Origin of the sequence: Niabella yanshanensis, assembly GCF_034424215.1 — a bacterium.
GTDB classification, from domain to species: Bacteria; Bacteroidota; Bacteroidia; order Chitinophagales; family Chitinophagaceae; genus Niabella; species Niabella yanshanensis.
This window is the reverse complement of sequence record NZ_CP139960.1, coordinates 398,557-412,345: the sequence shown is the minus strand read 5'-3', so window position 1 is coordinate 412,345 and position 13,789 is coordinate 398,557. Positions and strand designations below refer to the sequence as shown.

At 43.2% G+C, this 13,789-nt stretch carries 10 protein-coding genes; 1 reads left to right on the top strand and 9 read right to left on the bottom strand.

Going from position 1 to position 13,789, the window contains the following annotated elements:
- Window positions 1–166: 166 nt before the first annotated feature.
- The 3 genes from U0035_RS01420 to U0035_RS01410 all read right to left on the bottom strand — a co-directional run bounded on the left by U0035_RS01420 (window position 167) and on the right by U0035_RS01410 (window position 5,839).
- A complete protein-coding gene (locus U0035_RS01420) occupies window positions 167–1,840 on the bottom strand; it encodes a RagB/SusD family nutrient uptake outer membrane protein (RefSeq protein ID WP_114792725.1) in 1,674 nt (557 codons plus the stop codon).
- A 17-nt stretch (window positions 1,841–1,857) separates the two neighbouring features.
- Window positions 1,858–4,899, bottom strand: coding sequence for a SusC/RagA family TonB-linked outer membrane protein (locus tag U0035_RS01415; protein ID WP_114792724.1), 3,042 nt, complete (start codon window positions 4,897–4,899; stop codon window positions 1,858–1,860).
- Between the two features lie 64 nt (window positions 4,900–4,963).
- Window positions 4,964–5,839, bottom strand: a complete 876-nt coding sequence (locus U0035_RS01410; protein WP_114792723.1) for an inositol oxygenase family protein — start codon at window positions 5,837–5,839, stop codon at window positions 4,964–4,966.
- 236 nt (window positions 5,840–6,075) lie between these two features.
- Here U0035_RS01410 and U0035_RS01405 point away from each other — a divergent pair, with 236 nt between their 5' ends.
- A complete protein-coding gene (locus U0035_RS01405; protein ID WP_114792722.1) occupies window positions 6,076–7,089 on the top strand; it encodes a LacI family DNA-binding transcriptional regulator in 1,014 nt (337 codons plus the stop codon).
- 50 nt (window positions 7,090–7,139) lie between these two features.
- On the opposite strand, the gene U0035_RS01400 is transcribed toward U0035_RS01405, so the two are convergent.
- From U0035_RS01400 to U0035_RS01380, 6 genes are all read right to left on the bottom strand, one after another.
- Window positions 7,140–8,390, bottom strand: coding sequence for a GTP-binding protein (locus U0035_RS01400; protein WP_114792721.1), 1,251 nt, complete (start codon window positions 8,388–8,390; stop codon window positions 7,140–7,142).
- A 213-nt stretch (window positions 8,391–8,603) separates the two neighbouring features.
- Window positions 8,604–8,945: a MerC domain-containing protein gene (locus U0035_RS22895; protein WP_394365431.1), complete on the bottom strand. Its 342-nt coding sequence runs from the start codon at window positions 8,943–8,945 to the stop codon at window positions 8,604–8,606.
- Window positions 8,946–9,479: 534 nt separating this feature from the next.
- Complete coding sequence (locus U0035_RS01395) at window positions 9,480–10,040, bottom strand: hypothetical protein (protein WP_114792719.1); 561 nt, start codon at window positions 10,038–10,040, stop codon at window positions 9,480–9,482.
- On the bottom strand, window positions 10,033–11,292 hold the full coding sequence (locus U0035_RS01390) for an ABC transporter permease (protein ID WP_114792718.1): 1,260 nt from the start codon (window positions 11,290–11,292) through the stop codon (window positions 10,033–10,035). Before U0035_RS01390 ends, U0035_RS01395 begins: the two co-directional genes overlap by 8 nt.
- The gene (locus U0035_RS01385; RefSeq protein ID WP_114792717.1) at window positions 11,289–11,915 is read right to left on the bottom strand and encodes an ABC transporter ATP-binding protein; all 627 of its coding nucleotides are present in this window, start codon (window positions 11,913–11,915) and stop codon (window positions 11,289–11,291) included. The genes U0035_RS01390 and U0035_RS01385 overlap by 4 nt, the downstream gene beginning before the upstream one ends.
- A gap of 32 nt (window positions 11,916–11,947) precedes the next feature.
- Window positions 11,948–13,345, bottom strand: a complete 1,398-nt coding sequence (locus U0035_RS01380) for an alkaline phosphatase (RefSeq protein ID WP_114792716.1) — start codon at window positions 13,343–13,345, stop codon at window positions 11,948–11,950.
- Window positions 13,346–13,789: the final 444 nt, after the last annotated feature.

Below are 13,789 nucleotides of genomic sequence, written 5' to 3'. Positions count from 1 at the left end.
TAACTATTTTTTATTGCTTACTTATAATAACTCCGCTGTTACTTGCGGCCGTAACCATATCTTAATGATTATGAAAACCTCATCATCAAACAAATACCTCAATTAAATATACTAAATAAGAAGATTCCCCGCCTTCACACCCGGAACCTCCTGTAGTTGCTTATGATTAGTAGCCCGGGTTCTGCACCAATTTCGGATTAGTATTCATGGCCTGGGTGGGAATGGGGAAAATACGACGGTAGGTATCGGCATTACTCTTAAAACCATAAGCATTTTCATACTTGCCAAACCTGATCATATCATTACGGCGCCAGCACTCCCAGGTAAATTCACGTGCCCTTTCTGCATACAAATCGTCCAGAGTAACAGAGGTCCAGGGGGTTGAAGTGGTTCTGTTGCTGCGCACCATATTCACCAGAGACAAAGGGGTGTGACCGGAAGTAGCTGCACCGCCACGAAGAATAGCTTCAGCCTTCATCAGCAAAATATCCGAATAGCGAAATATAGGTGCATCATTACTTTGATTGCGGCTGGACGAATTGACGTCGGGAAGAAACTTGATATTGCGTATACCCATATTCCAGGCTATTTCATCGTTACCCAGGTCTATAGACACCAAGGTTTGCCTTGCTCTGATAACAGAATCTATATACAACTGATAAGTATAAGCGTCGCCACCATCAGCGCCGGTGTAAAACTGATCATATCCTTTCTTGGTGGTTCTCACCATCATCGGGCTACCGTCCGACCAAAACTGATTACCTACCAACCATTGATCTTTACGAATATCACCCGCATCATTTCTAAAATAGCTATTATAAAAGCTGGAGAGCGTAGCGCGTGGCCCGCTTGGCCTGGCATTGATCAATCCGTTGCCGGTGGTTTGGTTCAGTATGATCTGGCTAAAGGAATAGCTACCAGGTGTGCTTCCGGAATAACGGTACTTGATACCCAGGTTGCGGTTAAGATCATAGCGGGCATGATATAAATACCCGTTATCGGTAGATGGATCGTAAGGTATGGCAAAGATAAATTCCTTGAAAGCCGGACCGTTGGTGGGATAAAACTGGCTTAAGTAGGATACCCTTGGCTCTACCGCAAAGTTTCCTGAGCTGATAATGGCATCACAAGCCGCAATGCATTCATTGTATTTTGCAGTACCAGCGTATACTTCAGCATTCAGGTAGATCTTGGCCAGCAAAGCATTGGCCATCCAGGCGGTCACCTTCCCATATGTTGTACTTCCTGTAGTCGTTTTCAAAAATGGCAGGGCTGTTTGCAATTCTGACACTACGAAGTTATATACTTCGGCTCTTGTAGCTTTAGCCTGTACACCCGGACTGGGGTAAATCGTATCCAGGGGCACATTGCCAAACATGTCAAGCAGCTCCCAGTAAGCGTATGCCCTCAGTGTTTTCAGCTCAGCAATCGCCGTATTTTTACTTTCGCCTTCAGGAGCATTTTTAAATATATACATGGTCTGGTTACAAAGTCCGGCTATAGAATTGGCATCATTCCATACGGTGGTGATCCACCCATGGTCTTTGTTCCAGTCGTGCCGGTGCAGTTGTATATAACCCTGACCGTCGAACCAGTTGCCGCCATACACGGGCAATATTGCCTCATCGGAGCTCAGCTCCTGGGCAAACCAATAAGCAAGCGAATAATGACCCCGCAGACTGGTGTAAATGGTGCCTAATACCGACTGAAATTCAGCGTCTGTTTTCGGAAACACATCTTCAGTATATAATGAATTAGGGGTTACCTCAATTTTATGACAGGAACTCATAATTAAACCTGCCGCTATTACTATTAATAATCGTTGTAAAATATTATTCATAAAATGCTTTTTAATCGTTAAAAACCAACAGATACACCGATAAGAACGGTACGTGTTTTAGGATAAAAACTGTTATAGTCTACCCCTAACGATGCGCCACCCTGATTAATTTCGGGATCAATACCTTTATATTTTGTAATAACAAACAGGTTATTTACGGTACCATATAATCTCAGGTTGCTGAAGTAATCGCTTTTTAAGTTAAAGCGATAACCTAATGTAGCATTATCAAATCGCAGGTAAGATCCGTTCTCTACATATCTTGATGAATAATTATTATTTCTGGAATCCGTTCTGGCATCATCAGCTGCGTACGGGCTGATATTGGTTTGGCCGGCAGTAAATACATACGAGAGATCGGCTCGGGTAGCATTGAATATTTTGTTGCCTATTACACCTCTCAAAAATAAATTCAAATCGAAATTTTTGTAACGGAAACTATTGTTAAACCCATACATCAATTTGGGATGTGGGCTGCCGAGATAATGATAGTCTGAAACCTGGGTAGGATTTGTGGTTTCGGTGCCGTCACCTTTCAGGAATAATGAATTTCCTGAAGCATCTTTGCCCAGATATTGAAACGAATAGAACTGTCCTAAAGGACCACCCACCGTCAGTATTTGTAAACGACTGCCGGTAGCGCCGGGGCCATCGAGCTGTGTGTAGTAAGTAGAATCTGCATTTACGCCATATTGTTCAGGACCTTTCAGGTCAAGAATTACATTTTTATTGCTGGCCAGATTCAAGCCGGTAGTCCAGGTAAAGTTCTTCTTGTTAACCGCGGCAATATTAACATTGAATTCAATACCGCGATTGCGTATTTTACCAACATTAAGCCATAACCACCCGCTGGGATCTATCGATTGCGCTACATTGTAACGGAACAGCATGTCTGTTGTAGTTTTTTCATAAATATCAATAGCACCCGTTATCCTGTTTTTTAAAAAGCCATAGTCGAGGCCTGCGTTTTTGGTAGCTGTAACTTCCCACTGCAGGTCAGGGTTAGAGCCCTGCGTTGATCTAAAGGATGCAGCGAACACCCCATCGCTGTAGTAAGTACCGGATTTGTCATAAAGACGCTGTGCATTATAAGCGCCCAACCCGAATGCATTACCGGTTGCACCATAGCTCAACCTAAGCTTCAGATCGCTGATAAATCCGGCATTTTTTATAAACGCTGATTCTGAAATACGCCAGGCGATACTGGCTGCAGGAAAATAGCCCCACTCTTTGTTTTTACCAAACACCGAACTTCCATCTCTTCTTATAGACGCCTGTAACAAGATCCTTTCATTGAAATCATAATTCAAACGGAAGAAGTCTGAAATAAAATTGGTTTCTTCATAAATAGAACCACCGTAATCCACGGCAAAGCCTTTTACAGTCTGATAGTTACCCAACCGGAGATTGTAATAAGTGGTATAATCATTAATGAAATTGGTCTGGCTGGTTTGTAAACCATCGTTATTGGTATTTCGCTGCCAGCTATAACCCAGCACCGCTTTTAAATTATGCAGCCCTAATTTCTTACCCCAGGTCAGGAAGGTTTCGAAGGTTTTGGAAGTATTTTGATAGTAATTGCGGTAAGCCAGGCCATTCGAATAAAAATTCCGCAGGCTTCGGCCACCACCCGGATCGCCATTGGTATAAAAACTACCGGTGCTGTAGTTTTGAGAATAGTAGCTATTATAATATTCGCCATGCAGCCAGGTACTGCGCTGGTAAGACAGGTTGGCATTGTATGTTAAATTAAAAGGCAGCTTCGCTTCTAAAGTAAAGTTACCTTGTAAAGATCCGTACTTGGTATCGTCAACCGCATTCTTAATAATGGAAACAGGATTAAAATACTGTGTATTATTAAAGTTCTCGAAAAATGTTCCGTCTTCGTTATATACGGGGGACATGGGGTTATACTTCACCGCCTGCTGAAACACCATATTTTGCAAGGGTACATTGGACGCCTTGCTGTTACTGCTCATGATGTTTAAACCTAATGTCAGCCTGTCGTTGAGTGCATGATGTTCTGCGCTGATCCTCCCGATCACGCGCTCCAGGTCGCTTTGCAGTATGATCCCTTCTTTTTTAAGATAGTTAAGGCTGGCGCTATACATGCTTTTCTCAGTTCCACCGCTAAATGAAATGTTGTGGTTATGTGATAAAGCAGATTTTTTCTGAATGGCTTCCATCCAATTAGTATTAGCCCCCTTGTCATCATTAGTGCTGGGCGTATAATTATTTTTTTGAGAATAAGCTCTTAATGCAGCCGCATCCATCAGGTCCAGGCTGCTGCTTACATTCTCAAATCCTATATAGCCATTATATGCTGCCTGCAATTTGCCTGCTCTTCCTTTTTTGGTTGTAACCATGATCACACCATTGGAGGCCCGGTTTCCATAGATAGCCGTTGCCGATGCATCTTTTAAAATATCCATGGAGGCAATATCATCAGGCGCAACGCCATTAATATCAGCTCCTGGTATTCCATCTATTACATAAAAAGGGCCGCCGGGACTGTTGATGGTAGAATGGCCGCGCAGGATCATAGCGGCCGGGCGATTGGGATCACCGCTGGCTGTAACATTCAACCCGGGCACCTTACCCTGCAGTAACTGGCCTACATCCCCGATAGCGCCCCGGTTGAGGTCTTCGGGTTTAATCGAAGTAATAGCGCTGGAAAGCGTTCGCTTGGAGTTTTTACCGTAACCCACTACCACTACATCACTCATGGCAACCGCATTAGTGGCCAATACCACCTGGTATTCGGTTGCAGCAGTTATGATTACCTCCCGGGTAAGGTAGGAAACAGCTGAAAATACCAGCACATCATTGATGCGGGCAGCTATGGCAAAATGTCCCTCTTCATTGGTTTTGGTAGAAATACCTTTTCCCTTTACGGAAACAGTTACCGAGGGAAGTGCAGCACCCTTATCATCGGTTACACTTCCTGAAATCTGCGACTGTTGTGCTGTTGCCGACAGTCCGGAAAAGATAAGGATTATAACCGTTAGGGCACTAAAAAGGTAGCCGGTGCATTGGCACCGCCTGTAGGTTTGTATCATATGCAGTTTTTAAGACTTGAAAAAAATTAATTAAGGTTTAAAACAGTATTAGTGATGGTTGCTACTAGAATTTTAAAGTGGATGGCAGATATTTCGATACCAGGTCTTCATAATAAGGCCTTAGTTTCGTCCAGTCCGGTGGCTCAGGGTTCTTGGAATAGAGATCATAAGGATTAAAAAGCTGTACCCATTTTAACATTTTCCTGTCATGATCATCCAGCAAATGATCGTACCCACCTTCGCGATGCCAGGCATAAAAGGAGTGATAACGCAGCATGTACAGGCCTTCTTCAGGGAGATAATCTTTCAGCATCTGGTACACATACTCATCGTGTCCCCAGGACATATTAATATTTCTAAGACCGCAATTAGGCTCATATACTCCAAATTTGCTGTTATATGCAGTGTTGGTATTATCGGGGTTCTGGGAGAAGAACTCGGGAAAAATAACTTTATCGGAAAAGGCGCATCCTACCGGGAACGTATCTCCTACCACTGCCCACTGTGGTTCACCAAAAAGACACAGCACTTTACCCATGTCGTGCATTAATCCAACCAATACCATCCAGTCGGGGTGTCCATCGCGGCGAATTGCTTCAGAAGTCTGCAGCAGGTGCTGCATCTGGTCCAGGTCGGTATCCGGGTCGGAGTCGTCAACCAGCTGATTCAGGAAGTCAAAGGCTTCCCATACAGTCATTTCCCGCTTGTTGAACTGAAGAAATTCATTTCGTTTTTGCAGAACAAAGTCAAAAGTCTGGTGTTTATGATTGAGCCGGTAAAACTCTTTTACCGTATCGCGTGCAGGCGTTTCATAATTCCTGTATTCATCTGTAGCCTTTGCAGTGGCGATTGCGTCCGGATCGGGATAGCGTCTTAAAAGATCATCTTCCCATTCATCGAGATTACCCAGAGGTACTGCCTCAAACTTTTCATTATTCATAACTGGCAATTTGTTGTTTTATTAATGGCAGAAGGAAACGCTTTGCTGGTCTTTTCCTGCTGGTTGTACAGCACTAAAGTGACCTTGTATGTTGTTTATGCAAATCGTTTTCGAAGTTCAATTCAAAAGTCAATGTTTTAACTGTAATTTTTATTATTTCGAAAATCTTTATTTACGAAACCGTTTTCGTAAAATTGTAATGGATTTCAGAAAAAAGACCAAAAAGACGGTGGCTCATGGGTAATATTACAATAAGAGAATTGGCGCAGCGGCTCGGCCTTTCTATTGCAACCGTTTCAAAAGCACTTAAAGATAGTTACGAGATCAGTGATGCCACCAAAAAGAAGATTGTCAGTCTGGCCAATGAGTTAAACTATAGCCCTAATCCATATGCCAGCAGCCTGCGTAAACAACAGAGTAAAACTATAGCCGTAGTTCTTCCGGAAGTAGCAGACAGTTTTTTTTCTCTTGCTATTAATGGTATACAGGAGGTAGCATTGGCAAAAGGTTATCATGTGCTGTTCTATCTTTCTCATGAAAGTTTCGAACTGGAAAAAAAGGCCATCAACCATTGCAATAATGGCCGCGTAGATGGTGTACTCATTTCTGTATCAAGCGAAACCAGGGACACCGCCCATATTTCTAGCTTAAGAAGTAAAAATATACCGGTCGTATTTTTTGACCGGGAGCTGGAGGGTTATGCGGCTCCTAAAGTAGTTACTAATGATTATGAATGTGGAGAACTGGCAGCAAAGCACCTGTTAGACAAAGGCTGTCGTTTCCCGGTTTTTCTATCTACTTCTGATGCCCTGGCTATCTGCCAAAACCGGTTCTCGGGCTTTGCAAATGAGATCAACAAGATTCGAAATGAAATTGCCACTTACCCTTTTATCATTAATTGCAGCAACGACAAAAACATCTACGACCAGATTGCCTCCATCCTTGAAAAGTTCCCGGCAATTGATGGCATCGTAGCATCTGTAGAAAAACTGGCGATACAAACGCTCCTGGTATGTGCGGACCAAAATATTCCTATCCCCGACCGTATTAAAGTACTGGCCTTTTCAACGCTGGAGACAGCGCCCCTGCTTAACCCATCGCTGACCACCATATCGCAACCCGCATTCGATATCGGTAAACACAGCGCAGAAACGCTGATCACCATGATTGAAAAGAAGAAACATAGCATTACCAACGATTACAAAGCTGTTCTTCCTTCTGCACTTAATATTCGAAAATCTACTCAATAATTGTAGACATCTTTGGAAACCTACGCACGCACATACTGCAGACACGGCATTTAATGAAATTTTAAGGGGAATGGATCTCTGAACCGGAATCGCATATCAAATAAATATTGTTCATCGTCCTGTAAAAGACATTGTTCCAAATCCAGGATCATGCTTTCTTTGTCCAGATCCTGTCCGATAAACACCAACTCATTCATACGGTCGCCCCACTGCCGGCTCCAGCGTCCTTCAATTATATCTTTGTTATCAACATAAGCCGCATAACGTATCCGTTCCTGAAATGTCATGCTGCACCACCAAACACCAGCGTTTTCCACATTTGACACGGCGCCTGCCTGTGAGAAATTCAGGGCGTCATCCGGCCGGGAAGCAAGCCAGAAAAGCCCTTTGGCCCTGATCACTCCTTGTGGGTACCGATCCTTTAAATAGGCCCAGAGCCGTTCAGGATGAAAAGGGCGCTGATCCCTGAACACAAAGGAACTAATGCCGTACGCTTCGGTTTCTGCTGTGTGACTTTCAGCCTGTAACTCCTTTTGCCAGCCAGCAGCTTTTTCTGCATCTTCGAAATTAAAAAGACCTGTGTTCAAAATTTTGGCGGGGTCTGTTTTACAAAATGAGGTTGGAATAATTCTGGCACCAGGATTGAGTTTGCTTATTGCAGCAGTCAATACGCCTATTGTGTCTTTATCAATTAGATCAATCTTATTTAAAATAATGACGTTGGCAAATTCAATCTGATCGGTTAACAGGTTGACGATAGACCTGTCGTCGCCTTCCATATCAGTAAGGTGCCTGTCTTTTAAGGATGCTGTGCTGCTGAAATCTCTCAAAAAATTAAAACAATCAACCACTGTTACCATCGTATCAATATAACTGAAACGCGATAGATCGATACCGTTGGTTTCATCGATATAAGAAAAAGTCTGCGCAACCGGTACCGGCTCACTGATCCCGCTGCTTTCAATTAGCAGGTAATCAAATCTTCCTTCTTTGGCCAGGTTTCCAACTTCTACCATGAGGTCCTCTCTAAGCATACAACAGATGCAGCCATTACTCATTTCTACCAGTTTTTCTTCTGTCCTGGATAAAGTATTTTCGCGCTCTACCAGGCGGGCATCAATATTCACCTCGCTCATATCATTTACAATCACCGCTACCTTTAACCCTGCCTTATTGTGTAGAATATGATTAAGAAGAGAAGTTTTACCGGCGCCCAGGAAACCGCTCAACACGGTTACTGGAAGCTTTTTTAAAAGAGATTTATTGAGCTGCTGAGAAATGGATTTACGGTTTTGTGTCATAAAGTATATGAATATTTAGTTATAGCCGGGTATGATCATCGCGACAGGATTAACTGTGGCGGATGAATTACGAGACCAAATTTTAGCGGGACTGGCGTTAGTGCATGATAAGTCCAGGCGTCTCACCGGTATTCCTGTTCTGCCTTAAGCATATATTAGCAGGAGCAATGGCTTTGTTATCCTGGTATAAGATCCGTTAGCAGGACCTCCTTTTCAGGACCGGGAAGGGCCGTGCCTATGATTTTTAAAATTGATGAGGTGAGCGGTTATCAACACCACTGCCCCGACATAAATAAGAGGGCTATGAATGTGAAAAAGCAGATGCAACAGAACCGAAATTGAAATTAACCCGATAGCCAGCCAAAAGGCGATTTTTAAGCTTTTGGAAGATATATTGCGGGTAACATTATAAACAACAGCGGTACCAATTAACAAAAAACCCAAATCGATATAAGCGTCATGAGCAAACCCAAAAGGAATCAGCATTAATACAGGAAACAGCAAGCAGTGTATCAAACATAATACAGCCGCAGAAATACCTAACAGGTCAAACATCCTTGATTTCATAATACAAACTTTATTTTATGCAACAATGTTGCAAATATAGAGGATTTTTAATTATTGCATCATTGTTGCAATAATTATTTTTCTCTATCCTTCCTCTTGTTAACACAGCTACTACACTCCCCTCCTATCAGGGGTTCATTTCGCGCGGCAGAACTGTCCGGTGATTCTTTACTCCATGACTGTCTGTAACGGACAAAGGTGATTTTCCGGCAAATTGGTACACAGCAATAAATATGCTGCCGCCGTTCTTTATTGCAAACTGACTTAAGTGTGTAAGCGTACAGCTATTCAGGGCGGAATGATTTAAAGAATACCTTTCTTCACAAATGTCTGCAAAGTACAGTATATGGTTATGCGCTTAAATCTGGGTTGTATCGATGCTCAATATCGTAATGCGACAAGGCCACATCAACATTAATAAAAGTTCCAGCATCATTTTACGGCAGGTGTAACATGCAGGTTGTTCAGCCCGGGTAAAGAGGTTATTTCTGACCACATCCATTTCACAACGCGTCAGCGGCACTATTTTCTAACCTCTTCAGCATTTTTAAACAGGTATATAAAATCATTTACATTGTCATCATTGAGCGCCAAAACCCCTTTCATTAAACAATACTCATCGGTCTGGTAACGTCTTGGCATATTCTTAAATTTTAAGGATACAACAGACTCTACTCCTGCTGCGCCGCAAAAGAAGCATGCGGCATAAGGATTGCCGGACACTGCATACAGCCCGCTTTTTATATCCAGCGGAATCATATACCCTTCTATCATCCACTCTTTACCGGCCAGTTTTTTTACAGCAGCGCCAAATACCGGATGCATAATATCTCCGTCAAACTGCTTATTATATTTTAAGACATAACTTACATCAGCAAGTTGTTTCCAGCTTATTTTACCAGCTGTGTTTTGTGACCGGTCCCACCCGGGAGCTGGATCATTACGACCGGGTGGCGCCCCACCAATATGATAAGTAAAGGCATTTGCACCTTTTACTTCATGCCTGCACATGGAAGAAAAATCAGTAGTCATCAACAAAAGGATTACTGCCGTCCAGATGATTGGCCTGTTAATTTTATCCATGAGCCAGAGCTTTTGAAAGATTAAGAAAACCGGCTTTTAATGCAGGTATCATTGCAGCAAAAAGGGTAATGAGCATCGCTCCCGCCATCAAATACAACTCCCGGTTGAGCAGCCCCCCTGCAACCGCGATATTCATGTGATAAGCTGTAGAGAAATAACCTGTTATAAAAAGCAAAAGACACCGGCTAAGAAATATGCCGGCAATAACCCCTCCTAAACCCAGCAGGAGCCCTTCACTTAAAAACAATAAAATAATCTTCCATCTGGAGGTACCGGTTGCACGAAGTAAAGCCGTCTCGTATTTTCTTGCTGCTAACGAATTGTAGAGTGACACAAAGATGCTGAAAGCCGACAACAGCATAATACCTGCTCCAATATAAGTCAGTATATCAATTCCAATACCCAGGGTAGAAAACATACGGTTGATCTCAATGGCCGGGATAGCCGGCATCAAGCTGCTTTGCGTGTTAATCATCCTGGGTAGCTGTACTATTCCCATTGGATTTTTAAAGCGGATTAAAACAGCAGTCAGTTCTTTTTTTGCCCCACCTGATCTGTCCACTTCACCGTGCTGATGCGCACCAGGGCTGGATCCCGGCAACCGTTGTCCGGGAGTAGCCTGCACCTGATGATCATGGCTATGGGGTTCATGTATTTTCCATACGCTTTCAATATTGCTAACAATTATATCATCTAAAACAGTTCCGGTTGGAGCCAGCACACCTGTAACCGTGTAAGGGTGCTCCTTATGTTCCTCACCATGTTCGTCCCGGCCATGAGCACCATAAAATTGTTGCCCCGGCTGTAGCAGTAGCTTTTGCGCTGTGTTACTCCCTATCACCACTTCAAAATCCTGGGCAAATATGCGTCCTCCGGTTATGCGGCCTCCATAGTGTCGTAGCAGCGACGGATCTGAGCCCACGATGGCCCTGCCCTTATATGAATCGCCGTAAGCTAATGGAATTGCCTGCTTCACATACGGATGATTCATCCATTTTTGAGCTTCCTCAAAAGAAATATTGCCGGTTGGGGCATCCATATGAAAAACCGAAGACAATATTAACTGAAGCGGGCTGCCTTTTGCGCCCAGCACCATATCAATGCCGTCTATGCTTCTTAAAAAATGTTTTTCATAATTGTTTTGTACTACCATCAGTATCGATACAATACAAACGCTTAAAGACAAAGAGATCCAGCTTAAAGCTGAACTCAGCCCGTTATGTATTAGATTCTTAAAAGCCAGCCTGATCATTGAAGTACTATTTTTTGATTGAATAAGGATTGCAGGCGCTGATCATGAGAAACCACGATAAGGGCTGCATTACTATGCCTCGATTCAGCCAGTAGCAGTTCGGTTACCTTCAGGCAATTGTTATCATCCAGACTTGAAGTGGGCTCATCTGCCAACAGAAAATTCGGGTAATTCATTAAAGCCCTTGCAATGGAAAGCCGCTGTTGCTGGCCCAGGCTAAGCACCCCTGGCTTTTTCTTTGCTTTTTCTGCTATTCCCAGCAAGTTGAGCAACTGCATAGCCCGTTCTCTTTGTTGTTTTTTGCCTGCAATGTTGGAAGCCAGCAGTAAATTATCAACAACTGAAACGGAAGCTATATAATGCGCCTGCTGAAAAATGATGCCTATATTGTTCCTTCTGAACTGATCAAGATGCTTTCCTTTTAAAGCAGTTATATCGGTTCCCCGGACACCTACCAGTCCGGAATCAGCTTTCAATAACCCGCCAAGCAGGTGCAATAAAGTTGTTTTGCCTTTACCCGAAGGCCCGGTGATCAATAGAGCGTTTCCGTTAGAAACATGGATATCCGGAAAATCAAATTTTATATCATTATAAGAGAAATACAGATTTTTTGTAAATATCATTTCAATCAGATTGAAGGATGCAGAATATTAATTTAGCTATAGTGTTTTATTGCTGTCGCGTCAAGCATCAGCTGATGCAATTCGTAATTTTTAATAAAGGGTTGCAATAGTTCGCGGCCGGGACCGTACATGGCCAGCTCTACATAATCTCCCGAATGATCCATTGAGCCCCATCCCACCGATGTGTGCTTTTCCTGGAGTTGGGCAAACCGTTTAAACGGGAGATGGCGGGGATTGTATAGTCCCTCGTCGGATAGATGGACGTAGTAAGCCAATAGTTCTCTGGCTTCTTCATCTGTCAAAATCCATCCCTGAGCCTCCATCACCCGGTCCCTTAACAAAGTAGCCGAAGTCTGACTATTAACTCCATTCAAAATCCATTCATTGGTAAACCTGTGTTTTATAATAGTATCAAAATTGCTATTTGCTTTACTGCCATAGAATAATCCGGGATTGGCATTGCCATGATCGGTAGTAATAACCACCAGGGTTTCTTTATCCTTTTGCGCAAAATCGAACGCCACTTTTACTGCTTCGTCAAAAGCAAGCTGATCGTAAAGCAGGGCGCCACAGTCGTTGGCATGGGCCGCCCAATCTACTTTTCCTCCTTCCACCTGCAGAACAAAACCCTTCTGATTCCTGCTTAAGATTGAAATGGCTTTCCCGGTCATTTCAGCCAGGGTAGGCAGATTGCTCTTCTCCGGCTGATGGGCTGCATCCAAAGCAAAGGGAAGGCCTGCTTCGTGAAAAACGCCCAATACCGGTTTGTTATGATCCAATTCAAGCATTGCTTTTTTGTCACGCACTACTGCGAAACCGCTATCCTTAAAAAGCTTGAATACATCCTGTCTATCGCTTCTTTTTTCCTTACTAAAGTATTCCAACCCGCCTCCCATCATAACATCAAAACGAAGCGATAAATATTTTAAGGCGATTTCGGACTGGTCATCTCTTTTTTTACTGGTAACACAAAAACCGGCAGGTGTTGCATGGGTTATCGGCACGGTTGTAACACAACCCACCGATTTTCCGGCGTCTTTAAATTTCTGTAGAATGGGCTTATTTTCCGACCCATCCGCATTCACATTCAATGCGCCATTATTGACTCTTATGCCACCACCCCATGAACTGCTGGCGGCCGCTGAATCAGTTACAAAGGAATTGGCTGACGCTGTGTCCATCAATGCGCGGGATACCAAATGCTCGTCGTATAAAGTTAACCAGGTACTTCTTTTCCCGTATTGGCGCTGCATCAACAGGTCGGCCATAGAAAGGGTACCGTTACTCATACCATCACTTACAAGAAATATGATATTTTTCGCGGTTTGAAAGCTCCTTTTTCCGGTACGGGAGTTGGCGGAAATTGACGGAGTTAACGCTGTTCCTAAAAACGCGAGGGATGAAGTCTTAAAGAAATCTTTTCTTTTCATTTTATATTTTCTGAATTAGAATTTTATTGTCCGTCTGTATAATTTGTTGAGCAGATGAATCAATAACATTGTTAAATGAAAACCACTACATGTCTAAATGCAACTGATAAAACATGGTTTTGCCGGTCTGATCGAATTCTAAATTGTATACAGGGAAGTTACCCTGTGTGGTATTTGTAAGGACTTGTGCTCCGTTAGGAAATCCTTACATATTATCGCTCGCTGCACGCTTCAGTACACTAACGCCCATCTACGGCTTATATTTGATGTGAATGATTGGGCTGGATCAACAACTGGAATCAGGAGCCTTGCCGCATCTGCCAGGAAGGCTCGAAAGACTGAAAGCCGCTTGCATAGCCATACATTTCAAACTACTTTCTATAATGGCCACCACAATTATATAACCACTGGGTTGGAAGCAGTCTTCAAAAAAAACCTAAACAG